This window comes from Maribrevibacterium harenarium (assembly GCF_006385675.1).
GTDB classification, from domain to species: domain Bacteria; phylum Pseudomonadota; class Gammaproteobacteria; order Pseudomonadales; family Marinomonadaceae; genus Marinomonas; species Marinomonas harenarium.
Genome location: NZ_VFRR01000001.1, coordinates 190,762 through 214,991 on the forward strand (window position 1 = coordinate 190,762; position 24,230 = coordinate 214,991).

Consider the following 24,230-nt stretch of genomic DNA (forward strand, 5'->3'; position numbering starts at 1 on the left):
GCCCAAGATAAGTCTGTTAAACTTGTGCGAGCCACCAGACACTGCCGGCAGCGATCAGTGATACCGGCAAGGACAGCAAAATCATCAAGGCGATTTCGTCCTTCGGGCCTTCATAACGGGTTGCCAACATATAGCTAATCACCGCCACCGGCATGGTGTGTAACATCACAATAGTTGCAGCTTCAACCGGCGACAGCGGCAAGAATAACACTAGGGTCGAGGCAACAATGCCTCCAAGAGCGGGTCGACTTAGGGCAAGTAAACCGGCACGTTTAAGCATACCTCGATTTTCAAAGGTTAAATCGGCTAACGAGCGACCCAAGAGCATCAGCATGATGGGCAATGTGATATTACTGAGCATGCTCAAGGTTCCCATAATAGGGGCAGGTAAGGTTATATTAGTGATCAGCAAAAGTGCCCCTAATATCAATGCAATGACGGGGCCATTTTTAAGCAACTGCTTTGGGTGATAGCTGCCGGACATGAACCCCACCCCTAAAGTGAAGTGGCTGATTTGCACCACGGACGACACCACTACCGCCACTGCAAGCCCTTCCTGCCCAAATAAAGCGAAGGCCATAGGAATGCCCAGATTGCCAGTATTGGGGTTGACCAACGGCGGTAAGTAAAAGCGGAGCGGTAAGCCAGCTAGCTTTAAACCAACGCCCGCTATAATGGCGACACTCGCCAGAATAGCGACAGTCGCGCCAATCAACAGCAGCATACCAGACGCTTCCATTTCCATTTTGAGCACAGAGTTGAGCAGTAGCGCCGGTACGCCCACATTTGATACCAACTGACCCAGCTGCGGTGGACTGAGGTAGTCGGTTTTCTTAGCAAGCACAAAACCGAGACCCGCTAGGAGTATTACCGGCACCAGTGCTTGAGCAAAAACAGTGAGCATAGGGATTCCTTTATCAATTAGGAAGTTAGGGATAAATAATGTAACAGCAAAGCTAGGAGCTTGACCTTGGTGTTAGGCAAAGGTTTTATGCTACAAACATTGATGAATACCAACAATTAGACGAATGTTTGGAGCACCTATGAAAGTCAGTGAACTCGCCAAAGCGTGTGGCGTGACCCCAGATACAGTGCGGCATTATACCAAAGAGGGTTTGATCACGGCGGATAAAAACCCAATTAACGGTTATCACGAGTATAACCGGGCGGCATTACAGCGGGTTAAATTTATCCAACAGTCTCGAACTCTTGGCTTTAGTTTGAAGCAAATAGCGGAAATTTTAGCCGAAGCTGACAAAGGGGATTCTCCATGCCCCCTAGTGCGCGAGCTGCTGGAACAAAAAGTCCCAGAAACCAAGCGCAAAATTGCCGAGTTACAGGCTCATCTTGCCAAAATGGAAGCCGCCTTGGCTACTTGGGCAACCATGGCCGATGGCACCCCCAATGGTCATTCCATTTGCTGTTTAATCGAAGAGTGGGAGCAAAACCAAGACTCCCAAGGAGCGTGTTGTCATGGCAACTAACGTTAACCAGTATGATTGGCATGTCACCGGCATGAATTGCCAGGGCTGTGTCAAAAAAGTCCGCACTGCCATTCAGGAGCAAGATCCAGACGCCAATGTGGTTGGCACCCCGAAAGCTTTTCGTCTGGAAGTGGAAACCCAGCTTACTGCGGAGGCCATTGATGGCGTATTGGCGCAATTTGGCTATCAACATCATGGGGACTACGTGCCCACCGAGTCCGGTGATCAAACCCAAGCAGAGGTTAAGGAAGCTGTAGAAACGCTGGCAGAGCCTGAACAAGCCGCTATTCCAACACCGACAAAAGCTGTGCCAGTTACATCGACCAGCTCAAATAACGCCATTCAGCTGTCATTGCAGGGGATTACCTGTTCCGGCTGCGTGAATACCATTCAAAAAGCCTTGAGTAATGTCCCTGGCGTTGACCAGGCAGAGGTAAACTTTGCTACTCGCACGGCTCAAGTGATGACCGACGTAGATGCCGCCACCCTAATAGCAGCCGTGCAGCAAGTAGGGTACGGGGCGGAGGAAATCGAAGATCCTAATAAAGCCTACGACAAAAAAGCCCAACAAGAAGCCCAGGAATACCAGCGCAAACTGCGTAATACTTGGCTCGGTGTAGGGTTAGGCGTACCTATGATGCTGTGGGGTTGGCTCGGTGGCAGCATGATGGTAACGACGCCGACCGATCAAATTACTTGGGGGGTAATTGGCCTCGTCACTTTGATCGTGATGGTATTGTCTGGCAGACACTACTTTAGCAACGCGATCACAGCGCTACGCCACGGTCATGCCAATATGGACACCTTGATCGCCATGGGCACAGGGGCAGCGTGGCTCTATTCCATGTTTGTGGTGTTGTTCCCGGAAAGCCTACCGAACCATGCACGTCACCTTTACTTCGAGGCCAGTGTGATGATCTTAGGTTTGATTAACCTTGGACAAGCATTGGAAGTACGCGCCCGCGGCAAAACCAGCGATGCCTTACGCCGCTTGCTTGACCTGCGTCCGAAAACCGCTTTAGTCGAACGCTCCGGTAGTTGGCATACGCTGGACGTTCACCAAATACAAGTAGGAGATCGCATCCAAGTTCGTGCTGGCGAGAAGATTCCTGTAGATGGCACCGTAACATCGGGTGAGTCTCAAGTGGATGAGTCCATGCTCACCGGTGAACCCATGCCAGTCAGTAAACAAGCGGGGGACTCCCTTGCTGCGGGTACGGTTAACGGTAATGGCGTGATAACGTACCAGGCAACTCGAATTGGTAGCGATACCTTATTGGCTCAAATCATCGACATGGTGGGTAAAGCACAAAACTCTAAACCCCCAATTAGTCGACTAGCCGACCAGATCTCCGCCATTTTTGTACCAGTAGTGGTATTGATCGCATTGCTGACCGCCGCCCTTTGGTATGCCTTCGGCCCACAGCCAGTAGTGGTCAATATGTTGGTTGCGGCAGTTTCGGTGCTGATCATTGCCTGTCCTTGTGCACTGGGTCTGGCAACGCCCATATCCACTATGATCGGCGTAGGTAAAGCCGCAGAGTACGGGGCGTTAATCCGCAACGGGGAAGCGATGCAAACCGCCACCCGTATCAATGCCATCGTATTGGATAAAACCGGTACCATCACGGCTGGGAAGCCAACGGTTACCAAAGTAGACTGGCTCACCAGTAACACCGACCAAGCCCTAGCTTTAACCATCGCCAAAGAGTTAGAGCAAAGTACTCAGCATCCATTAGCTGATGCGGTCATTGCCTACTGTGAACAACAGGGCAGCGCTGCGCCAATTTCTTTAGATCAGGTGCAAACCTTGTCCGGTAAAGGCGTCACTGGTGTTTATCAGGGTAAAAAATATGGCATTGGCAACCAGGCTTTGCTCAGTCATCTAGGAGTAACTTTACCTAGCGTTGCTACAACTCAGCCAGCGGCATCCTTGGTTTATTTAACGGATGGCGTCGAGGTTCTTGCTTTGTTGCAGATTGAAGACCCAATTAAACCGGGTGCCAAAGCCGCGATTGCTCGCCTGCATGAGCTAGGTATCCACATCACTATGCTAACCGGCGACCAAGAAAGCGCCGCCCAATATGTAGCCAGCGCCGTAGGCATCGACCAATACCGTAGCCAGCAGACTCCAGAAGACAAGATTCGAGCGGTGGAAGCCCTGCAGCGCGAAGGCTATATGGTCGGCATGATTGGGGATGGTATTAATGATGCTCCAGCACTAGCACAGGCAAACGTCGGTTTTGCCATGGGAGCCGGAACGGATGTGGCGATGGAGAGCGCAGATATCACCCTTATCCGTAATGATTTGAATAATGTTTCCGACGTAATCGCTATTAGCCGTGCCACCCTCGGCAATATTAAGCAAAATCTATGGGGGGCCTTCGCCTACAATAGCTTGGGGATTCCTCTGGCGGCAGGAATTCTATTCCCTGTTACCGGTTGGTTGCTTAGCCCAGTGATCGCCGGAGCGGCCATGTCCCTGTCTTCCATTACGGTAGTCTCCAACGCGAATCGACTACGACTTTATCGTCCTAAACAGCGTTAAAGAAAATTCTTGACCCAAAGCAGCAAAAAGAGCTTTCTTGATTGCTGCTTTGGGTTTATTCCCCTAGATTGAACCCCTTAACTTTACTGGATTCGCCAATGTCTACTGGTCGCTCGATACTGTTTTTTGTCTGCTGGTCAGCGTATTTCGCTGTGCCACTGGCAAATGGTATGGGCGAAATCAATGGACGCCAGTTGATCTTATGTACCACCGCTGGCACACAAGTTATCTATGTAGACGAGCAGGGGGCGAGCACCACATCCCAAAGTGCTACCACTCATATCAACCAAAGCTGCCCTTGCACGCAATTTTTCTATGATACCGCTACGGTATTTCAATCTAACTTAGGGAACTTGGCCGCCATCGCCAGCAACGATTGGCAACAGCCAAGCCCCGCCAAAGATGTACTCAGAATACACAGCGCCAGAGGGCCACCGATTTTAGTCAGTTGAGTGTGTATTGAAAAACTAGCAGAAGGCGTTTTGGAGAGATCCAAAGCGCCTTTCTAGTTTTATAAGGTTTTCAAGGAGGAGCTACTTTGGAGAATAAGTAGCTATAGAAAAAATTACTTCGGCTCAGCCTCAAGCATTTCGCTCACGCCACCACCGTTGTGGACTTTGGTAAAGCCGTTTTGCAGCAAGAAAGATTGTGCCTGTCCTGAGCGATTGCCAGAACGGCAGTAAACTACAATGTTGGTGTTTTTATCGTACTTGGCGAAGCCTTGGGCGACTTGATCAAGGGGGATGTTGATCGCGCCTTTGACGTGTCCGCTAGCAAATTCCGCTGGTGTACGTACATCAACCACCACAGCACCTGATGCGATTTCCTGCCAAGCTTGTTCAGCACGGGCCGATGGCCCTGAAGCAAATAGTGAACCAAATAGACCCATAATGAATACTCCTACGAAGGCAAATTTAAGATACTTAGACATTAGAACTCCCTAATCAATGAATCTGATGGTAATAGTATTTCTTTTGTTTAGCAATATCTAATATATAAAAATCGTTAATATCTGTAGCGAACCTCCTAGACACCAACTATACATAAGAAAAGCATTGATAAGTTCAGGGACTGTATATGGATCGACTCAAAATACAAAGTAGTGACTTGATGCACCTGATCGAGGCTTTCCCCGCTGCTTGTTGCATTTTCGACAAAGAGACCGGTAAGGCGAGATATTACAACGAGGCCTTCGCTAGCTTGTGGCAGCTACCACGTTACTTAGAGTCAGAACGTATACTCACTACACATACCATAGAGCAACGGATAATAGAGGACTTTCTTCCTGTTCATGTTGATCGGGCTCTTGTTCAAACGACGGTAAATAAAAGTCAGCCGATCCGGGACTACTCTCACAAAAAGGCAGAGATAAGCTATCGGCGAGCTACGTTTGAGATGACCTTCACTAACGGTATGGTCGGAGAAATCGAAGTTTGGCGTGATGTGACCCATGAGTACAACCTATACAACAAACTTCAAGATGAACATGCCTTGTTGGTTTCCTTGATTAATACCATCCCAGAGCAAGTCTATATCAAAGACAACCAATCACGGTTTTTGCGTATCAACCCAGCATTGGCGCAACGCTATGGCATAGCCGATCCCAATGAAGCGATAGGACGCAGCGATGCGGACTTTTATACTCAAGAGCATGCCAGTGTGACAGCCAAAGAAGAGCAAGAAATTATGGCGACAGGGAAAGGAATCTTTAATCAACTACATCATGAGACTTGGCAAGATGGGCACGAGACCTGGAACCTTTCTACCAAGTTGCCGTTAAAAAATAGGTTAGGGGAGATCATCGGCATTATCGGGATTTCACACGATATTACTGAACATAAAGAAAATGAAGCGCGTATCTGGCAACAGGCTAACTTTGATGCTTTGACTGGGCTGTCTAACCGAACCCATTTGAAGGCAGAATTTCAGCGTATTCAGCTAAAAAGCCGGCAACAGCATTTACCCATGGCGGTGATCTTGCTGGACTTGGATGGTTTTAAAGAGGTAAATGATACCTACGGCCATGAATGTGGCGATCTTTTACTAACTGGCGTAGCCAAACGATTGCAAACCACCTTGCGCTCAAGTGATGCCATTGCTCGGCTTGGTGGTGACGAGTTCGCTATTATTATCGGAAATATCAAAGATCAAGCGGATCTCACTCGGGTTGCCGATAAGTTATTAGAGTGTCTAACCGTGCCGTTTGAAATCGACCAACATATCATCAATATCAGTGCCAGCTTGGGTGTCGTATTGGGTAACCCCCAGTTTGCCACGCTAGAAACCCTAATGCGCCAAGCTGATCAGGCTATGTACCAGGCCAAGGAATGCGGTAAAAGCTGTTATAAATTGTTCACCAATGAATTGGCAATAGAAAACTCTCGGCGCAATTATCTGTCTGGAGAGATCAATAAGAGTATTCAAGCGCATGAGTTTTCCTTGGAATTTCAGCCGTTGCTGTGTGCTAAAACCGGTGACTTTGCCATATTTGAGGGCTTAACCCGCTGGCGTCACAGTAAATTTGCCCGCATCGAGCCCAAAGAGTTTCTCCCCATTGCAGAAAGCACTGGGGCGATCATTAAGATCGAGTCGCTCAATATCATCAAAGCGGTTGAGTTGATTAATCATCTGAAAAAACGGGAGTTTGAGATCGAAATATCGCTCAATATTTCCCCATTGTTTCTAGCGCAGCCAGAAGAAATGGAGGCCTGTTTACTACAATTGGATGTGGAAGGTAACTCACTGAGTCAATTGTATTTTGAAGTGGATATGGACATTTTGTTTCAGCCATCGGAACGTATTATGCAAACTTTAGCGGTAGCAAGAAGCTATGGTATTGGTTTGATTTTGGATAATGTTGGTGAAAGCTATTTTTCCATCGAGCTTATTAGTGAGCTGGATGTGAAGCTGATTAAGTTGGCTTCTAATCTGACGATTGAGGCAGAAACGAATCCGATTAGAGCCAAAACTGTGGCTGCCGTGTGCGCTATGGCAAAAGCGATGGAGGTCGATGTGGTGGCTAAGCATATTGAAACGCCAGCTGAAATGACCAAGATGACAGAACTAGGGTGCGATTATTTACAAGGGCATTTTATCCAGAACCCAATTAGCCATGAGTTTATTTTAGAACTGGGTCAAACTGAGGTTTCATGAGCTTGATAAACGGAAAAAGCTGAGAAATGGGCCTAATTCCTAATATTTCACTATTTCCGATAATAACATTTATCGGAAATATCATGGCTAAAATCAGCCTATCAAAGCGATTCTTGGAATTACACGGATAAAACCTCTCGTTAGATCAAGATTGTCAGTCATTCTTAAAAGTTTCATCGGTTTGCAGTTGATTTATTGGCGGTTGTCTTCAATCATCAGACTATTCAAGGACACAAGGAAGCTCACATGACGTACACCTTCGCCGCATTAAAAGATCAGCACCGTTTAGTACGAGCGCAACAGCAAGAGTCTTTATCCCTGCGTATTCATCGATCCCTAAGTTGGTTAGGTAAAGCCGAAGATAGCAACGATGAGGATTCACGTTTTATTTTTCTGTGGATTGCCTTCAATGCAGCCTATGCGCAAAAGCATCAGGAGCGCACGTTTTTTACAGAGCGTGACCGTTATGGTGCCTTTATCAGTAAATTAGTGGATTTGGATAAGGATGATCTATTGGCTGACCTAGTGTGGTCAGAGTTTTCTAATACCATCCGAATTATCTTGAATAATGAGTTTATTTTTCCCGATTTTTGGCGCTACCAATCCGGGGAAATATCCAACCAAGAATGGCAACTAGCACGGCATAACGCTACCGCGGCGGCTCACGCAGCACTAGGCCAATCGGACACGGCCACTGTACTGGCGATCACCCTCTCCCGCTTATATATCCTGCGCAACCAAATTATGCACGGGGGTGCTACCTACAACAGTCAAACCAATCGTAAACAGCTTAAAGATTGTACACAGTTGTTAGGCAAGCTAGTGCCGCGAATTATCGCTATTATGATGAATAGTAACCACACCCTCTGGGGCGAAGCGGCTTATCCCGTGGTGAAGGATTAATACTCACTCTTGGCGTGATATTGTCGCTTGTAGGCGTTGCCAAAACTGGTTGGCTTTGGGGTGGGGATTGCGTTTGTCCCGGTACAAGCGTATCTCTAATGGAATATGCCAGCTTGTATCACCGGCTTTGACTAATGACCCAAACTGAAGGGAATCGGTCACTAAGCGCTCGGGCAGCCAACCAATCCCGAAGCCTTCTTTTACTAGCGCTTTGATGCTCGCTGCGTGCAAATCACTAGTTTGCACCTGTAGCTGGGCCATTTCAGGTTGCCGTTTTAAATGTTCACTTACTACCGGTGCCAAAAATGCACCGTCATCATAGGCAATGTATGGTAGTGGCTTTTGCCGAGTTCCAGGAAGTTGGTGGCGTGGTTGGCCGGCATTATCAGCTGCGACACAAGGAATGAGTAACTCTTTATCCAGTAAGATAAATTCAACATGCTCTGGGTCTAAACCAGAGAAAAAATCCATGGCAGGATGCCAAAAGCACAGCATCACGTCACATTCGTTACCGTTAATGGCATCAATAAACATGCTGCTGGGCCAGGAGCTTGCTTGCATGTTGACTTCAATATTCAGCTCTAGTTTCTGGCATAGGGGCTCGAAAACATCTCGGAAATAGCCTAGCAACAGAGACTGAGTTGTCACCAGGCGAACAGTAGATTGGTCTTGCTCTTTAATCGCCTGACAACGGGCCTTGGCTTCACGTATTTGACGGGTAATTTGCTCTGCGCTTTGCAGAAATATCTCCCCAGCAGGCGTTAACGTCAGTGGCAGTGTATTACGATCAACCAAAGTGACCCGCATTTCTTCTTCCAATAATTTAATGCGTCGGCTAAAAGTCGGTTGGGTAACATTCTGCTCGTCTGCAGCGCGGGAGAAATGCCGGGTGCGGGCTAAGGCAATGAAGTCTTCAAGCCATCTTATTTCCATGCTCGCCCCTCCTCAACCGCATGGCAGGCAACCATGCTACCGTTGCGCTGGGGCAGTAATCGCGGCACTTCTTCGTAGCAGCGTTGGTTCACTAACGGGCAACGTTGACAAAAACTGCAGCCACTTGGCTTGCTTGTCGGGGGCGGAACTTCACCTTCCAACTGCAAAGGGGCATTATCAAGAGAATCAAGACGTGGTATTGAAGCCAACAATGCTTGCGTATACGGGTGTTGTGGTTGGGAAAATAAACTTTCCCGACTGGCAATTTCACAGATACGCCCCAGATACATGACAACGACACGGCTAGCTATATGTTCTACTACCGCTAAATCATGGGTGATAAATAGGTAGGTCAGACCTCGTTCTTGCTGCTTATCCATGAGCAGATTCAGAACTTGTGCCTGCACCGACACATCTAGGGCGGCTAACGGTTCGTCGGCGACGATAAATTCTGGCTCCACAGACAAAGCTCGGGCGATGGCGATACGCTGACGCTGGCCACCTGAAAATTCTCCCGGTAACCGATCCTGAATGTCCAATGGCAACCCTACCGAGGTCAGCAATTCGTTGATGCTGTCTTGAACTTGCTGACGTCCATAGCTTGGGTGATGCAGTTTTATCGCTTCGGCCAAGATTTGATAAACCGTCATGCGCGGATTTAAGGAGGCATAAGGGTTTTGAAAAACCATTTGCATCTGGCGGCGATATGGCATGCGCTCTTGTTCGGATAACTGATCAATGCGCTTACCCCGATAATGAACTTCACCCGCGCTCGGTTCTACCAGCCCCATCAAGACACGGGCTAGAGTGGATTTGCCGCAACCGGTTTCCCCAACCAAACAGAGCGTTTCCCCCGAATGAACCGTCAGGGTTACGCCATTTAGGGCGTGTATATCTTGCCCAGGGCTGGGTTTGAGCCAGTTAAACCAATGTCCTCGCCGTTTACCACGGAATGATTTTTCAATCTGTTGTAATGCAATAAGGGGCTTAGTCATGGTTGTCATCCCCCTCTTCAAGATTTGTTTCTGCTAGCAATTCCTCGATAGCAAAACAAGCTACCGTAGAAATACCGCTATATATCGGGCGAGGACGCTGCCATCGACATTTCTCAGTGGCATAAGGGCAACGGGGATGAAAGGCGCAGCCAGATGGATGCTCCCCAAGACTTGGCATATGTCCGGGAATCTGATTCAAACGCTGTCCTGCTAATGCCATTTGTGGCAATGCATTGAGTAAGCCTTGGGTGTAAGGATGCTGGGGATCGTTAATGATTTCTAAAGTGGGCCCCCGTTCTACAATCCGTCCTGCGTACATGACCAAAGTACGCTCTGCAATACGAGAGACAACACCAAAATCGTGGGTGATGAGTATTAGCGCTACCCCCTGCTCTTCGCATAGCTGTTTTAGCAGGTGCAGAATTTGCGCCTGAATGGTCACATCTAGTGCGGTGGTGGGTTCGTCGGCGATCAGAATCTCTGGATTAAGCAACATAGCGATAGCGATCACTACCCGTTGCCGCATCCCGCCGGAAAGCTCATGGGGATATTGTTCGAAGCGTTGCTCGGCAGCACTGATTTTTACCTGACTCAGTTTATGAATAGCCAACTGCTTTGCTGCCTGAGCGCTAATCTTTTGATGTGCTCGGATAGCCTCTACCATTTGCTCCCCTACGGTAAGAACGGGGTTTAACGTCACCATAGGATCTTGAAATATCATGGCGATCTTCTTTCCACGGATTTGCTGCCATTGGCGGCTACCTAGCTTGGTAAGGTTTTGTTCATGAAAGTGGATTGCCCCGGCACTGATATAACCTGGTTGGCGTAATAGGTTCACAATGGCATAACCAAGCAGTGATTTACCCGCACCGGACTCCCCTACAATGGCCAGCCGCTCCCCAGGACTCAGCGTAAAGCTAATGTCATATAGAGCCGTTAGTGTTTGCTGGCGCAAGCGAAAGTCTACTTGTAGATGCTCCACGGTCAGTAACGCCATCAACGCCATCCTCCATTGGGATTGAGATGATCACGCAACGAATCCCCCAACAGGTTCATGGCAAAAATGAGAATGACTAGGGTAATGCTGGGAAATACGGCAATCCACCACGCACCAGCAAAAATGTAATCGAAGCCTGAAGCAATGAGTGCACCAAGTGAGGGTTGCGACGGCGGCATACCCAACCCCAAGAAAGATAAAGCAGCTTCGGCAACAATCGCGTTGGCGATTTGAATGGTGATGATCACCATCAAGGGGGAAACCGTATTTGGCAAAATATGGCGAAACATTATCCGGGAGCGGCTTACGCCGAGTATTCTTGCGGCATCTACATATTCTTTATCTTTTTCAGCAAGCACGCCTGCCCTGACCATTCGGGCGAATATAGGCCATTCCGCCACACCCAATACTAGAATTAACATCAGCATCGCCAGTTGCTGATAGGCCGCACCGCCAAACATGGATTGAAAGACAGCTAACACAACAATGGCTACCATCATGGTGGAAAAAGACAACTGAATATCCGCGTAACGCATTAAGAAAGCGTCTAATTTCCCCCCTAAATAACCGGACAGCAGCCCAATACAAATCCCCAAACAAAGCTGAATGAGTACGGCTCCGATTCCTATGGTAAGTGACAGTCTAGTGCCATACAAAATACTAGAGAGAATGTCCCTACCCTGCACATCTGTACCAAGGAAAAAGGCGGCGTCACCGCCGAGCCATACCGGAGGTAATTCACCGTTGATAAGATCCATAAATGCAGGGTTATCGATATCATAAGGGGCAAGGAATGGAGCCAATAGCGCAACCAAGCAATAAAAGCTAAAGATACATAGGGCAAGCAGGGCTAATTTGTCACTCTTAATGGCACCCCAAAGATGAGATAACCGCGTTGGTGCTGTTGGCGGCTGCCGCTCGAACATATTCATTGACCGTACCCCGGAATTCTCACGCGGGGATTAACCCAGAGATAGATCAAATCCACTAGCGTATTGATCAATACGAAGATCAATCCAACCACAATCAGATAGGCAGAGATCAAGGGCGCATCGACGCGGCTAACCGCTTCCATAAACAGTAGTCCCATTCCCGGCCACTGAAAAATGGTCTCCGTCAATATGGTATAAGCGATTAAGGTGCCTACTTGAATCCCACCCACGGTAATCACCGGCAACATAGTGTTTTTTAAGGCATGAACAAAATACACCCGGTGCGCTGGAATGCCCTTTGACCAAGCATAACGAACATAATCGCTGTCGAGTTCTTCTAACATCTGTGCCCGTATTAAACGTACAAATATGGGGGCAAGCACAAAAGCGAGGGAAACAGAAGGCAATAAGAGGTGTTGTAAACCATCTTTAGTGACCAGGCCAGAAGACCAAAATCCGAACAGTAAGTGCGTTTCTCCACGGCCAAAGCTGGGTAACCACTGCCACTCTACGGCAAAGAAATACACCAGAAACATCGCCACCACAAAAATAGGCACCGACAAACCTAGGGTACTAACGATAACAATCAGTCGTGACAGGATATGACGGGGGCGAATAGCCGCGAACACACCTAATGGGGTCGCAGTTAACAAGACGATTAGCAAAGCGCAAAAAGATAACTCAAGTGTGGCTGGCAGACGATCACCAATCACGGCTAAAGTGGCTTGCTTATGGTAATAGGATACGCCGAGATCTCCCGATAAAGCATCAGACAAATAACGGGCATACTGTTGTAGCAGTGGATCATTTAGGCCAAGACTTTCTGTCAGTTGCGCGCGCTCCGCTAAGGTGACATTTTGACCAACCATTTGCGTCACCGGATCACCCAGTTTCCCTTGTATAACAAAACTGGCAAAGCTAATGGTCAACATTACCAAAACAGCTTGCAGCAAACGTCGCAAAATAAAACCGATCATTCGTCCTGTTCCATCCGTTTCCCATTAATCGCTCTTACCAAGCGAACCTCAAGGTACTGTCAAATCGCCCCAATAGGGAACGTTTAGGAAGTTTATCACGCTTTCAAGGGGTACTTCTTGCTTAGATGCCCACACCAGTGGTTGCCAATAAAGCGGTAGCACAGCTTCTTCTTCACGGGCGGTACGCTCTATCCGTTGTAGCGTCCGTACCCGTTGTTCCGGATTCATTTCTCGGTTGGCTTGGGCGATGTCACTGTCGATTGCCGCGGAACAAAAGCCTGCGGAGTTGTAGACGCCCGTCCCCTTGGTAATATCAGAGCAGGCCAAGACAAACTCAAAGATATTGTTGGAATCAAAGGTATCCGCTTGCCAGCCGAGCATTAAGATATCGGCGGCACGTTGGTCATAGAACTGGAAATATTGCGCTTTGGGAAATGTCTTGAGATCCACATGAATATTGATTTTCGCCAACATGGCAGCCACCGCCTGAGCAATTTGCTCATCCGCCATATAACGATTGTTGGGGGCCATCATGGTCAAGCGAAATCCTTTTTCATACCCGGCTTCGCGCATCAAGGCACGGGCCAAGTCTGGATTATATTCCGGTTGTAGATCCTCCAAGTGTCCGAGAAAGCTAGGGGCGCTCAACTGCCCTGCTGCCGTCCCCATGTTGCGCAACACTTTTTGTACTAGCAAAGGTTCATTGATGGCTAAACGAATAGCCTTACGTATGCGGGGATTTTTAAGCTCTGTGCGACGTTGCTGGTTAAGCTGTAACATCACAATACGAGTCCCCGGTTCCACAAACATCTTAAGAGCAGGATTTCGCTGAACTCGCTCAATATCCACTGGAGCAATAGGGCTTGCCACATCCACTTCGCCAGAAAGCAATGCAGCCAACCGGGTTGAATCGGAACGAATTGGAATAAAGGTTAGCGCATCCACATTACCGGTAGCTTCGCTATCCCAATAACGGGGATTGCGAGTAACCTCTAGTACTTGTCCTACAATGCGTTTGGTAACTGTGTAAGGGCCACTTCCTGAAGCGTGCTGCGAGGCAAACGTCGCTTGGTACTTTACCACCTCGTCTCGCCCTGCATAGAACTTACTATCTAGGATAAAGGCATAGGCCAATACATTTAGTAACAATGGGTATGGATGTCGAGTGTGTAAATCGACGGTGTAGTTGTCGATCTTTTCCACTCGTTCAATCACATTGAATAAACCTTTGAAATCAACCGAACGTTGTAGCCGCGCCAGTGAAAACAACACGTCATCGGCAGTCATGCCGTTGCCTGAGTGAAACAGTACGTCTTTTCGCAGGAATAACCTTAGAGTGCTCCTATCCAGTTGCGCCCAGCTAGTAGCCAGACGGGGCTCAAAAGTACCGTCTTGCCGCCAACGCACTAAGGGGTCAAATACCGTGTGGGCGTATTGTTCGCCGGTCTCAGACAGCTGTTCATGGGGGTCAAGGGAGACGAGAGCGCCTTCCACCGCAATGCGCAGCTGCTTACTTTGGGCGTGGCTTAACCATACCGTTAATACCAAGCAAATCAGCGTACGCATTACCATGTTTTACTCCTAGGTTATTGGTTGACTAAATGACAGGCGATCAAATGACCATCAGCAAGGCTGCGTAGGGATGGCATCTGACTGCGGCATTGATCCTCGGCGTACTGGCAACGGCCATGGAAGGCGCAACCACTGGGTGGATTTAATGGCGAGGGCAATTCTCCTTGTAATTTAATACGCTGTCGTCGTTTCTCTGCTGCCAATTGTGGAGTACTGGATAACAAAGCCTGAGTGTAAGGATGCTTTGGCTGTTCAAATACTTGAGCACAGGAACCATGCTCAACCACCTTGCCAAGATACATGACCATCACTTGATCAGCAATGTGCTCCACGACAGATAAATCATGGGAGATGAACACATAGCTTAGGCCAAATTCCTGCTGTAAATCCATCATCAAGTTCAATACTTGTGCTTGAACTGACACATCCAAAGCGGAAACAGGCTCGTCCGCCACAATGATATCTGGGTCCAGCATCAGCCCCCTAGCGATAGCAATACGTTGCCGTTGACCACCAGAAAACATATGGGGGTAACGTTCATAATGCTCAGGTTTCAGACCTACTTTTGCCATCATTGCAAAAGCCTTTGCCTTGCGTTCCCCTGCTGAAAGCTTGGTGTTAATTACTAGGGGCTCTTCCAAAATAGCACCGATTTTTTTGCGGGGATTTAATGAGCCATAAGGGTTTTGGAAGATAATTTGAATTTTCTGGCGCAACCTTGCTTGGGCCTGTTTCGATAGGCTTAGCAGGTCTTCATCCCCATATTTCAGCTCCCCGGAGGTTGGAGTTTCAATCATGGTGAGCATCCGCCCTAAGGTCGATTTGCCACAGCCAGATTCCCCAACCACGGCTAAGGTTTCCCCTTTACCAAGGGAAAAACTCACGCCATCCACTGCTTTTACATGGGCGTCAGGTTTGAATAGCCCTTGTTTGACCTGATAATGCTGCTTCAGATTTCGTGCATCTAGGATTGTCTGCTTCATTTAATTGGGCTCCCGTTCATATCTAGCGGCGTATGGCACTTCACTTGTCGAGTTAAAGGTCCCTGCGCTGGAGGGACTTCTTCATGACAGCGCTCTGTTGCATAGGGGCAACGGGGACTCAAAAGGCAGCCGCTTGGGCGATCAAACTGTCCCGGTACCACACCAGGTAATGCCATTAAACGGGACTTTCCCGCCGCGGATTCTGGAAGGGATGCCAGTAATGCTTGGGTATAAGGATGTTTGGGGGTGCTGAATACTTCTGCTGCTGGTCCGCTTTCAACGATTTGTCCGGCATACATGACGATGACTCGATGAGCTACTTCCGCAACTAAGGCTAAATCATGGGTGATAAGCACCAATCCCATTTGTTTTTGCTGTTGCAAATTGATCAAGAGGTCAATGATTTGCGCCTGAATGGTAACATCAAGTGCCGTAGTCGGCTCGTCAGCGATCAGTAATTTGGGGTTGCAGGCAATGGCAATAGCGATCATCACCCGCTGACTCATACCGCCGGAAAGCTGGTGAGGATAAGCACTCATGCGAGTTTCGGGCGCTGGGATGCCGACTAAAGTTAACAACTCAATGGCCCGTTGTTGTAGCTGCTTTTTATTGCCACCTTGGTGCGTTTTCAACGCCTCGATGATTTGATAGCCCACGGTATAACAGGGATTCAAGCTCGTCATTGGATCTTGAAATATCATAGCGATATCGGAACCGGTTATTTTGCGACGCTGTTTTTCCCCCATAGCGAGCAAGTCTTGACCCATAAAGGTTAACTGCGCTGCCTTCACTTTGCCTGGATGGTCAATCAGTCCCATCACAGATAGGGAGCTCACGCTTTTGCCCGAGCCGGACTCCCCTACTATGCCCAAGACCTCGCCGGCTTCGACGCTGTAACTAATTTGATCGACGGCGCGAAAGTTACCGAACGTCACAGAAAGTTTGTCTAAAGTTAGTAATGACATAACGGCTCCTACTGCTTCAATTTCGGGTCAAGGGCATCACGCAAGCCGTCACCCATTAGGTTGAAGGCCAACACGGTCAGCAAAATCATCAGGCCAGGGAACGTAACGACCCACCAAGCTCGCTGCACGAATTGCAAGGCATCAGCCAACATGCTGCCCCACTCAGGGGTGGGAGGTTGCGCTCCTAAACCGAGAAAACCCAGTGCCGCCATATCCAAAATCGCGGAGGAAAACCCCAGCGTTGCTTGCACAATAAGTGGTGCAAGACAGTTTGGTAAAATACAGATAAACATCAGCCGCAGAGGGCCCGCACCAATAACGCGAGAAGATGTCACATAATCCCGAGACATCTCCGCCATGGTTGCTGCCCGGGTCAAACGTACATAGTGGGGTAAAGAGACAATAGAGATCGCCAGGGCGGCATTGACGATACTAGGGCCAAGCACCGCAACAATGGCAATCGCCAATAGCAAGCTCGGCATGGCTAGCATGATGTCCACAATACGCATAATGATGGTGTCGATCATGCCTTTGAAATAGCCAGCCACTAAGCCGAGCAATATTCCCATGGCGAGGGAAGCCGTTACCGCCACCATCCCCACGGCCAGAGACAGACGCGCCCCATGGATCAAACGGGATAAGATATCTCTGCCTACGTCATCTGTCCCAAGTAGATAAGCCCAATTTCCCCCTTCCATCCAAGCGGGAGGCAAGAGTAAGGCGTCCCGTGCTTGATCCGATGGCGAATGGGGGGCAATCACATCGGCGAATATAGCCATAAAACCAATGACTACAATAAAGCCAAGTCCAGCGACGGCCCCTTTGTTGCTGCTAAAGTAATACCAGAACTCTTGTAATGGTGTTCTTGGCGTCGGAGCAGAAAGTGTTTGCGTTGTCATAGGTGCTCCTTAACGACTGTGACGAATACGTGGGTTAACGATGCCGTAGGTAATATCCACCAACAGATTGACCACAATAATGATGGTGGCGACGATAAGTATCCCGCCCTGTACGACCGGATAGTCACGGCGACTGATGGACTCAATTAGCCATTTACCGATTCCTGGCCAAGCAAATACGGTCTCAGTTAGGATTGCACCGGACAACAATATCCCGACTTGCAAACCGATGACGGTAATGACGGGGATGAGCGCATTGCGCAGAGCATGAATAATAATGACACGCCACGGTGCGATGCCTTTGGCTCTAGCCGTACGAATGTAGTCCTCGCTCAACACCTCCAACATAGAGGAGCGCGTCATACGTGCAATCACGGCCATGGGTATGGTCCCAAGAACAATACTGGGCAGAATCAAATGGGCGACAGCAGAACCAAAAGCCCCTTCTTCACCGGAAAGAAAGGCGTCGATCAACATAAAACCGGTGACATCATCAATCCAATACACTACGTCAATACGTCCTGATACCGGCGTCCATCCTAAATTTACAGAAAAAATAAGCATTAATAGCAGTGCCCACCAGAATATGGGCATCGAATAGCCGGTAAGAGAAAAGGTCATCACGCTGTGATCAAATAATGTCCCCCGCTTAACCGCAGCGATAATGCCAGCAGGTAGTCCTACTAATATGGCGAAAATAGCGGCACACAGGGCCAGCTCGATCGTTGCAGGAAACAAGGTTAAAAATTCCCTCATGACCGGTTCCTTAGTGACCAGGGAATTGCCTAAATCACCTTGCAACACACCACTAACATAACGGAAATATTGTAAATAGAGGGGCTGATCAAAGCCTAGTTGGGCACTTAGCTCCGCATGACGTGCGGCGCTAACGCCCCGCTCCCCTGCCATCACTTCGATGGGATCGCCGGGAATTAGCCGAATTAGGGTAAAGGTCAGTAAGGTGATACCGATAAAGGTCGGAATGACCAGGCTCAAGCGGCGTAAAATAAACTGAATCATAACAGACTTGCTCTTGGGCTAGAGAGGTAGCCGCCCTTGGTAAAATCAAGAGCGGCTATATTTCACCCAGCTAGTTGGGTGAAGCTTCTAGGGTTCAACGATAATTGAGCCTATTTTTCTAGGCTGACGTTGTAGAAGTAGTGACCGCCAAGTGGGTCAATTTTGTAGCCTTTCACTTCTTTACGGATCGGCTCGTATACGACGGAGTGAGCCACTGTGATCCATGGCGCTTCACGTTTAAATACTTGCTGAGCATCCTCGTAGTACTTGGTACGTTCGGCCTTGTCAGCCGTGCGTTTAGCAGCCAACAGCAAATCGTTAAACTCATCGTTACACCATTGGGCACGGTTTGAACCGCCAACTCCATCACAACCTAGTAACACATAAAGGAAGTTATCTGGGTCGCCGTTGTCACCGGTCCAACCTAGTAGAACGGTATCGTGCTCACCTTTTTTCGAGCGGTTTAGGTATTCCCCCCACTCATAGCTGACGATTTCCGCGTCTACACCAATTTTCTTCCAATCTTCTTGGATGATTTCCGCCATACGGCGTGCATTTGGGTTGTAGGGACGCTGTACTGGCATTGCCCAAATATTGGTCTTGAAGCCATTCTCGTACCCTGCTTCTTTCAACAACGCTTTGGCTTTAACCGGATCGTAGCTGTAGTCCTTAACTTGCTTGTTGTAAGACCACATAGTTGGTGGAATTGGGTTTTTGGCAACTTTACCGGCACCTTGGAATACGGCGTCGATAATGGCATTTTTATTGGTAGCTAGACTCAATGCTTGGCGCACTTTGGTATCGGTAAAAGGAGCTTTTTGAGTATTGAATGCCAAATAGCCAACGTTCAGGCCTTCCTGACTCATAAGATTGATGTTCTTATCCGCTTCCATTTGGGCCAAATCAGCTGGATTCGGATATGGCATAACATGACACTCACCCGCTTTTAGCTTGGCGTAACGTACTGATGCATCTGGAGTAATAGAGAAGACTAAACGGTCGATTTTGGCTTTGCCTTGCCAGTAGTCTTCAAATGCGGTGTAACGGATCAAAGAGTCTTTTTGATACTGGACTTTCTGGAATGGACCAGTGCCCACTGGGTTGATATCAAGTTGCTCCGGCGTCCCTTTTTTCATTAGGTAATCGGCCTGTTCTGCCGAGAAAATTGAGGCGAAGTCCATAGCGAGGTTCGCAACAAATGGCGCTTCTGGTTGATTAAGCACGAATTTCACCGTGTAGTCATCTACGCGGACGATATCCTTGATCAAGTCCTGCATACCCATACCATTGAAATACTCGTATGCACCACCGGATACGGTATGGTAAGGATGGTTTTTGTCCCACTGGCGAGCAAAGGAGAAAATGACGTCATCGGCATTGAAGTCACGACTTGGCTTAAAGTCCTTGCTGCTGTGGAATTTCACCCCTTTTCGCAAATGGAAAGTGTATTCCAAACCGTCTGGCGAGACTTCGTAGCTTTCCGCTAAGCCTGGCTCAGTTTCCGTTGTGCCTAGTTTGAACTCGACCAAGCGGTTAAACATATTTTTTGAACTGGCGTCGAAGGTGGTACCTGAGGTGTAAAAAGTTGGGTTGAATCCTTCAGGGCTTCCCTCTGAGCAATAAACCAAGGTAGTTGCTGCGTGGGCCGAAGTGGCAATGGCACCGGCAGCCATAAGCGCAAGAGGTAATGCCGCTAACTTCATTTTCATAGTAACTCTCCGTAATTATCATTATGTCGATCTACTGTTCCTCATACGAAGCGCATCAGAATAGGTAGTCGGTTCTTTGTGATATGACCGCGCTATACAAATCAGCAAGGAAGTTGCACAGATCGCGTACAGGAAGAGTACTGAAGCAAGGTGAATGGAGACAATCGAAATAGTGACATGCCTTATGCGTCAGACGCATAAGGCAGTAGAGAGAATCTGCACAGGCTGCCACAAGCGGCCTATGCAGAGAACACCAATTAGTCGGCTTGCGCTTTGATTACCGGCGTTTGGCAATCCACTTCGAGGTTCTGGCCGCGGTGACGCAATAGATGATCCATTAGGGTCAATGCCAACATGGCTTCGGCGATTGGGGTCGCGCGAATACCTACGCACGGGTCATGACGACCTTTGGTGATGACCTCAATGGCGTTCCCTTCACGGTCAATACTGCGGCCCGGGATAGTAATGCTAGAGGTTGGTTTAAGAGCCATGTGAACCACGATATCTTGCCCAGAGGAAATGCCACCAAGCACACCACCGGCATGATTACTGAGGAAGCCTTCTGGCGTCATTTCATCCCGATGCTGGCTACCCTTTTGCTCTACCACATCAAAGCCATCACCGATTTCCACGCCTTTAACCGCATTGATACTCATCATGGCTTTGGCAATATCCGCATCCAGACGATCGAATACAGGCTCACCTAACCCTGGCATAACGTTTTTCGCGATCACAGTGATTTTAGCGCCGACGGAATCCCCTTCACGGCGCAAGTTGGTCATGTATTCTTCAAGCTGAGGAATGGCATCAGGATCTGGGCTAAAGAAGCTGTTTTCGTATACTTGAGACAGGTCTTTCGCTTCGAGTTTGATTGGCCCAAGTTGTGAAAGGAACCCTTGAATCTCAATACCATAGGTGGTTTTCAGGTATTTCTTAGCGATAGCACCGACAGCCACACGCATGGCTGTTTCACGGGCTGAAGAGCGGCCACCGCCCCGGTAATCACGGAAACCATATTTTTGATCATAGGTGTAATCCGCATGGGCAGGACGGAAGGTATCTTTGATATTACCGTAATCTTTGGAGCGCTGGTCCGTGTTTTTAATTAATAGACCAATGGAGGTGCCGGTAGTTTTGCCTTCAAACACCCCTGACAGGATTTCAACCTCATCCGGTTCGCGACGTTGGGTTGTGTGCTTAGAGGTCCCCGGTTTACGTAGATCAAGATCCCGCTGTAGATCGTCAACAGAAATTTCTAACCCCGGTGGGCAACCATCAACAATTGCTCCTAACGCTACGCCGTGACTTTCACCAAAGGTAGTGACGCGAAAAAGTGTTCCAAATGTATTGCCAGCCATGTGCTAGTTACTCTTTATCAATGTTCTTGTAATGCTGGATACTAATCCAACAGTGCTTCTAATTCTTCTTTGCCGAGCACAAAGACGCCGTTGCCGCCATTTTCCAAATCTACCCACATGAAGGGCACATCAGGATAAGCTTCTTGCAAGGCGACTTCACTGTTGCCTACTTCATAAACGATGATGCCACCATCGTGAAGATAATTCGCCGCTTGGGCAAGGAACTGCCGGGTGAAGTCCAAGCCGTCATCGCCGGAAGTGAGTGCCAATTCCGGCTCGTTATGAAATTCCGCTGGAGCGGTAGCAAAATCTTCTGCATCTACATAAGGTGGGTTACAAATAATCAAATCGTATTTGCGTCCTTCTAAGGCCGCGAACATATTAGATTCAAAGGCCGCAACCCGATCTTCTACTTCGTGTAGTGCGATGTTCTTCTCTGCCACTTCAAGCGCCTTGGGGGAAATATCGGTAATATCCACCTGGGCATCTTCAAAAGTCAGTGCAGCAGCGATACCTAAACACCCAGATCCGGTACACATGTCCAAGATACTTTGCGGGTAACCACCTAGCCATGGAGCAAATTCATTCTCGATCAACGCCATAATCGGAGAACGAGGAATTAATGTGTCTTTAGTGACGTAGAATGGCAGACCCATAAACCAAGCTTTGCCAAGCAAATAGGGTAACGGCTCCCGTTTGGTAATACGGGTGTCGATCAGTTTAACTATGCGTTTACGCTCATCGGTGGTAAGGCGTGCATCGAGCATATCCCGATCAAAATCAAGGGGCAGCTCCAGTGCACCAAGCACCAGATGTACGGCTTCATCCCACGGGTTGTCAGTGCCATGTCCATAAAACAAATCCGCTTTACGAAAGCGGCTATAAGTCCAGCGTAGAAAATCTTTAATCGAATGAAGGTCGCGAATCGCGGATTGATGTCGGCTCATTGGGCTCTGTTAACTGATTGAATTTGTTGCGTAGTATAACGTGAACCCGCACTCGACTCTATCGTTACCGTTTTTTTCCATGTACTTCGGCATGTTCCAACACCTGCATTTTACTAACAATCTCATCCAATTTTTGCTGCATTGCACTGCTACTAGCATACTCTTTGAGTAGCTGACTTATATAGCTTTCCCGTTCCGCCAGCGTGCCCACAAGTTGCTCGTTGTTTTGGCGTAGCTGTTGTAGCTGGATATCTTGTTTAGCCAACTCTACCTGTTGCTGGTGGTAGCTATGGAGCAGTTCCTTGTGGCTTTGCTGACTTTCGCCCAACTCTCGCTCCAATAATTGATTGCGGCTAGCGGTATATTGAAGTTTCTCCGTCAAGGTATGGTTTTGTGCACCGACTTCGGAGAGCTGATTTTCAAGCTGTGCCAGCTTTGTCTTTAGCTCGGTGTTTTCAGATTCTGCCGCGAGTAAAGCTTCCGTCAGGCTATCGTAACGCCCTTCTATCGCTTGGGTTTTTAAGCTCTGTTGTTGCGACGTTTGGGCAAGATGCTCATCCACCACCGTCATCATGACTTGCAGGGTATCTCGCTTAAATCTATCAATAGCGGGCTGTAAGTAATCTGCATATTCCTTGAGCTCGTTTTGCTGATGCTCCCGGTAGGCCTCTTCCCATTCACTAATGGCATTTTGCAAGGTTGTGTTAGAGCCCCGGCGACCATCAAGCGCTTCGAAGTATTCTGCAACTCGTGGAATATTCGGATAACGATGCTGGTCGAGTAAGACCCAGCAGGCCTCGATAATTTCTTCACGGCTAATATTCGCTTTACGTGCCATTTGTTTGCACCTTGAATTTTAAAGATAAAATAGATAGATTAATTTTTTATTTTATCTTTAGTTCGCGTTTGAGGAAAGCAACACTAATAGCCTTTGGGGAACGAATGTAACGGGCGCTTGCCTGCCGTTAAATCAGTCAGTGCCTTGGTGGCAGCTTCGTAACCAAGATCAATCAGTTCTTTTGCACGCCAAAATTCGTAGAAGCCACTGGCATCTTTAGGGATGGAGATAAGGAGATCCGGCGGATAGCCTGCCAACTTGTATTGGGTCAGGGATTCTTGCATGGTCTCGAACATCATATTAATAGTCTGAATACGCCCCCAACTTTCGGGGTCATAACGCTTAGGCAGAACCTCTTCAGATTCATCGTCCCGATTGAGGCCAAACAAGCCTTTGACTGACGACCACCATTCTGGCTCATTATCATCAATGGGTTGGGGCAAGTGGCTTTCCTCGCCGTGCATAGCAGGGCCATTCAAATCCACCGCAATGATGTAATCCGCATTAGCGGCAACCGTTGGGATAATGGGCAAAGGATTGAGCACACCCCCATCCACATAGACACGACCATTAATCTGCACCGGGGTGACAATGGAGGGCACGGCTGAAGATGCCCGCATAGCAGAAATCAGACTGCCCCGCTGAAACCAACATTCCTTTTGACTCAACAAATCAACAGCAACGGAGGTATAAGGAATAGTAAGATCTTCGATATTAGGATTACCGGTTATTTCTTCTATCGCATGAAAGTAACGATCACCGCGAATGTAAGCCCCGTGAAACAGAGACATATCCAACATGCGTAGCACATCCACTCTGTCGAGGGATTCGCTCCATTCCTGAAACTGGTTAAGGGTTCCGGTGGCATAGGCACCAGCGACTATGGAGCCGATGGAACACCCAGCAAGACTGACAATCTCGTAACCCTGCTCCAATACTGCGTTAATCACACCGATATGAGCATTACCGCGGGCAGCACCACTTCCTAACACCAGCGCAACTGTCTTCTTCATGAAG

22 protein-coding genes are annotated in these 24,230 nt (G+C 48.4%); 5 read left to right on the top strand and 17 right to left on the bottom strand.

Translation table 11 applies throughout. From position 1 onward, the window contains the following. Positions 1 to 16: 16 nt before the first annotated feature. A complete protein-coding gene (locus FJM67_RS00945) occupies positions 17 to 904 on the bottom strand; it encodes an AEC family transporter (RefSeq protein WP_140586791.1) in 888 nt (295 codons plus the stop codon). Positions 905 to 1,043: 139 nt separating this feature from the next. Between FJM67_RS00945 and FJM67_RS00950 the strand changes: the two genes are divergently transcribed. The 3 genes from FJM67_RS00950 (at position 1,044) to FJM67_RS00960 (ending at position 4,484) form a co-directional block, all read left to right on the top strand. Further along, a complete protein-coding gene (locus FJM67_RS00950; RefSeq protein WP_140586793.1) occupies positions 1,044 to 1,484 on the top strand; it encodes a MerR family transcriptional regulator in 441 nt (146 codons plus the stop codon). Further along, positions 1,474 to 4,032, top strand: a complete 2,559-nt coding sequence (locus FJM67_RS00955; protein WP_140586795.1) for a heavy metal translocating P-type ATPase — start codon at positions 1,474 to 1,476, stop codon at positions 4,030 to 4,032. The genes FJM67_RS00950 and FJM67_RS00955 overlap by 11 nt, the downstream gene beginning before the upstream one ends. Before the next feature lie 98 nt (positions 4,033 to 4,130). After that, positions 4,131 to 4,484 carry a hypothetical protein gene (locus FJM67_RS00960; protein WP_140586796.1) on the top strand — a complete coding sequence of 118 codons (354 nt, stop codon included), beginning with the start codon at positions 4,131 to 4,133 and terminating at the stop codon, positions 4,482 to 4,484. A gap of 113 nt (positions 4,485 to 4,597) precedes the next feature. Here the strand turns inward: FJM67_RS00960 and FJM67_RS00965 are convergent, their stop codons facing one another. Next, the gene (locus FJM67_RS00965; RefSeq protein ID WP_219845849.1) at positions 4,598 to 4,963 is read right to left on the bottom strand and encodes a rhodanese-like domain-containing protein; all 366 of its coding nucleotides are present in this window, start codon (positions 4,961 to 4,963) and stop codon (positions 4,598 to 4,600) included. A gap of 146 nt (positions 4,964 to 5,109) precedes the next feature. Between FJM67_RS00965 and FJM67_RS00970 the strand changes: the two genes are divergently transcribed. Next, the gene (locus FJM67_RS00970; RefSeq protein ID WP_140586798.1) at positions 5,110 to 7,185 is read left to right on the top strand and encodes a putative bifunctional diguanylate cyclase/phosphodiesterase; all 2,076 of its coding nucleotides are present in this window, start codon (positions 5,110 to 5,112) and stop codon (positions 7,183 to 7,185) included. A gap of 246 nt (positions 7,186 to 7,431) precedes the next feature. After that, a complete protein-coding gene (locus FJM67_RS00975) occupies positions 7,432 to 8,088 on the top strand; it encodes a HEPN domain-containing protein (protein ID WP_140586799.1) in 657 nt (218 codons plus the stop codon). A gap of 3 nt (positions 8,089 to 8,091) precedes the next feature. Here FJM67_RS00975 and FJM67_RS00980 read toward each other — a convergent pair whose 3' ends face one another. The 15 genes from FJM67_RS00980 to FJM67_RS01050 all read right to left on the bottom strand — a co-directional run bounded on the left by FJM67_RS00980 (position 8,092) and on the right by FJM67_RS01050 (position 24,226). Next, positions 8,092 to 9,021 carry a LysR family transcriptional regulator gene (locus FJM67_RS00980; RefSeq protein WP_140586801.1) on the bottom strand — a complete coding sequence of 310 codons (930 nt, stop codon included), beginning with the start codon at positions 9,019 to 9,021 and terminating at the stop codon, positions 8,092 to 8,094. Next, the gene (locus FJM67_RS00985) at positions 9,012 to 10,016 is read right to left on the bottom strand and encodes an ABC transporter ATP-binding protein (protein WP_140586803.1); all 1,005 of its coding nucleotides are present in this window, start codon (positions 10,014 to 10,016) and stop codon (positions 9,012 to 9,014) included. The genes FJM67_RS00980 and FJM67_RS00985 overlap by 10 nt, the downstream gene beginning before the upstream one ends. Beyond that, positions 10,009 to 11,013 carry an ABC transporter ATP-binding protein gene (locus FJM67_RS00990; protein WP_140586804.1) on the bottom strand — a complete coding sequence of 335 codons (1,005 nt, stop codon included), beginning with the start codon at positions 11,011 to 11,013 and terminating at the stop codon, positions 10,009 to 10,011. Before FJM67_RS00990 ends, FJM67_RS00985 begins: the two co-directional genes overlap by 8 nt. After that, positions 11,013 to 11,939 (bottom strand): ABC transporter permease, encoded by a 927-nt coding sequence (locus FJM67_RS00995; protein WP_407943540.1) that lies wholly within the window; start codon positions 11,937 to 11,939, stop codon positions 11,013 to 11,015. The genes FJM67_RS00990 and FJM67_RS00995 overlap by 1 nt, the downstream gene beginning before the upstream one ends. A gap of 2 nt (positions 11,940 to 11,941) precedes the next feature. Then, positions 11,942 to 12,922, bottom strand: a complete 981-nt coding sequence (locus FJM67_RS01000) for an ABC transporter permease (protein ID WP_140586807.1) — start codon at positions 12,920 to 12,922, stop codon at positions 11,942 to 11,944. A gap of 48 nt (positions 12,923 to 12,970) precedes the next feature. Further along, positions 12,971 to 14,494 (bottom strand): ABC transporter substrate-binding protein, encoded by a 1,524-nt coding sequence (locus FJM67_RS01005; protein WP_140586809.1) that lies wholly within the window; start codon positions 14,492 to 14,494, stop codon positions 12,971 to 12,973. 14 nt (positions 14,495 to 14,508) lie between these two features. Continuing rightward, positions 14,509 to 15,477, bottom strand: a complete 969-nt coding sequence (locus FJM67_RS01010; protein WP_140586811.1) for a peptide ABC transporter ATP-binding protein — start codon at positions 15,475 to 15,477, stop codon at positions 14,509 to 14,511. Further along, positions 15,474 to 16,442 (bottom strand): dipeptide ABC transporter ATP-binding protein, encoded by a 969-nt coding sequence (gene dppD, locus FJM67_RS01015; RefSeq protein ID WP_140586813.1) that lies wholly within the window; start codon positions 16,440 to 16,442, stop codon positions 15,474 to 15,476. The genes FJM67_RS01010 and dppD overlap by 4 nt, the downstream gene beginning before the upstream one ends. Positions 16,443 to 16,450: 8 nt before the next feature. Continuing rightward, a complete protein-coding gene (gene dppC / locus FJM67_RS01020) occupies positions 16,451 to 17,341 on the bottom strand; it encodes a dipeptide ABC transporter permease DppC (protein ID WP_140586814.1) in 891 nt (296 codons plus the stop codon). A 9-nt stretch (positions 17,342 to 17,350) separates the two neighbouring features. Beyond that, positions 17,351 to 18,361, bottom strand: a complete 1,011-nt coding sequence (locus FJM67_RS01025) for an ABC transporter permease subunit (protein ID WP_140586816.1) — start codon at positions 18,359 to 18,361, stop codon at positions 17,351 to 17,353. A 110-nt stretch (positions 18,362 to 18,471) separates the two neighbouring features. Continuing rightward, entirely contained in the window at positions 18,472 to 20,070 is a 1,599-nt protein-coding gene (locus tag FJM67_RS01030; RefSeq protein ID WP_140586818.1) for an ABC transporter substrate-binding protein, read from the bottom strand. Positions 20,071 to 20,327: 257 nt separating this feature from the next. Continuing rightward, the gene (aroC, locus tag FJM67_RS01035; RefSeq protein WP_140586820.1) at positions 20,328 to 21,428 is read right to left on the bottom strand and encodes a chorismate synthase; all 1,101 of its coding nucleotides are present in this window, start codon (positions 21,426 to 21,428) and stop codon (positions 20,328 to 20,330) included. Positions 21,429 to 21,469: 41 nt separating this feature from the next. Beyond that, positions 21,470 to 22,375, bottom strand: coding sequence for a 50S ribosomal protein L3 N(5)-glutamine methyltransferase (gene prmB / locus FJM67_RS01040; RefSeq protein ID WP_140586822.1), 906 nt, complete (start codon positions 22,373 to 22,375; stop codon positions 21,470 to 21,472). Between the two features lie 64 nt (positions 22,376 to 22,439). Continuing rightward, positions 22,440 to 23,213 carry a DNA-binding protein gene (locus FJM67_RS01045; RefSeq protein WP_140586824.1) on the bottom strand — a complete coding sequence of 258 codons (774 nt, stop codon included), beginning with the start codon at positions 23,211 to 23,213 and terminating at the stop codon, positions 22,440 to 22,442. 83 nt (positions 23,214 to 23,296) lie between these two features. Next, a complete protein-coding gene (locus FJM67_RS01050) occupies positions 23,297 to 24,226 on the bottom strand; it encodes a patatin-like phospholipase family protein (protein WP_140586825.1) in 930 nt (309 codons plus the stop codon). Positions 24,227 to 24,230: the final 4 nt, after the last annotated feature.

Coding starts and splice junctions, on each gene's coding strand:
- FJM67_RS00945 (WP_140586791.1), bottom strand. CDS start 904: ATGCTCACTGTTTTTGCTCAAGCACTGGTGCCGGTAATACTCCTAGCG.
- FJM67_RS00950 (WP_140586793.1), top strand. CDS start 1,044: ATGAAAGTCAGTGAACTCGCCAAAGCGTGTGGCGTGACCCCAGATACA.
- FJM67_RS00955 (WP_140586795.1), top strand. CDS start 1,474: ATGGCAACTAACGTTAACCAGTATGATTGGCATGTCACCGGCATGAAT.
- FJM67_RS00960 (WP_140586796.1), top strand. CDS start 4,131: ATGTCTACTGGTCGCTCGATACTGTTTTTTGTCTGCTGGTCAGCGTAT.
- FJM67_RS00965 (WP_219845849.1), bottom strand. CDS start 4,963: ATGTCTAAGTATCTTAAATTTGCCTTCGTAGGAGTATTCATTATGGGT.
- FJM67_RS00970 (WP_140586798.1), top strand. CDS start 5,110: ATGGATCGACTCAAAATACAAAGTAGTGACTTGATGCACCTGATCGAG.
- FJM67_RS00975 (WP_140586799.1), top strand. CDS start 7,432: ATGACGTACACCTTCGCCGCATTAAAAGATCAGCACCGTTTAGTACGA.
- FJM67_RS00980 (WP_140586801.1), bottom strand. CDS start 9,021: ATGGAAATAAGATGGCTTGAAGACTTCATTGCCTTAGCCCGCACCCGG.
- FJM67_RS00985 (WP_140586803.1), bottom strand. CDS start 10,016: ATGACTAAGCCCCTTATTGCATTACAACAGATTGAAAAATCATTCCGT.
- FJM67_RS00990 (WP_140586804.1), bottom strand. CDS start 11,013: ATGGCGTTACTGACCGTGGAGCATCTACAAGTAGACTTTCGCTTGCGC.
- FJM67_RS00995 (WP_407943540.1), bottom strand. CDS start 11,939: ATGTTCGAGCGGCAGCCGCCAACAGCACCAACGCGGTTATCTCATCTT.
- FJM67_RS01000 (WP_140586807.1), bottom strand. CDS start 12,922: ATGATCGGTTTTATTTTGCGACGTTTGCTGCAAGCTGTTTTGGTAATG.
- FJM67_RS01005 (WP_140586809.1), bottom strand. CDS start 14,494: ATGGTAATGCGTACGCTGATTTGCTTGGTATTAACGGTATGGTTAAGC.
- FJM67_RS01010 (WP_140586811.1), bottom strand. CDS start 15,477: ATGAAGCAGACAATCCTAGATGCACGAAATCTGAAGCAGCATTATCAG.
- dppD (WP_140586813.1), bottom strand. CDS start 16,442: ATGTCATTACTAACTTTAGACAAACTTTCTGTGACGTTCGGTAACTTT.
- dppC (WP_140586814.1), bottom strand. CDS start 17,341: ATGACAACGCAAACACTTTCTGCTCCGACGCCAAGAACACCATTACAA.
- FJM67_RS01025 (WP_140586816.1), bottom strand. CDS start 18,361: ATGATTCAGTTTATTTTACGCCGCTTGAGCCTGGTCATTCCGACCTTT.
- FJM67_RS01030 (WP_140586818.1), bottom strand. CDS start 20,070: ATGAAAATGAAGTTAGCGGCATTACCTCTTGCGCTTATGGCTGCCGGT.
- aroC (WP_140586820.1), bottom strand. CDS start 21,428: ATGGCTGGCAATACATTTGGAACACTTTTTCGCGTCACTACCTTTGGT.
- prmB (WP_140586822.1), bottom strand. CDS start 22,375: ATGAGCCGACATCAATCCGCGATTCGCGACCTTCATTCGATTAAAGAT.
- FJM67_RS01045 (WP_140586824.1), bottom strand. CDS start 23,213: ATGGCACGTAAAGCGAATATTAGCCGTGAAGAAATTATCGAGGCCTGC.
- FJM67_RS01050 (WP_140586825.1), bottom strand. CDS start 24,226: ATGAAGAAGACAGTTGCGCTGGTGTTAGGAAGTGGTGCTGCCCGCGGT.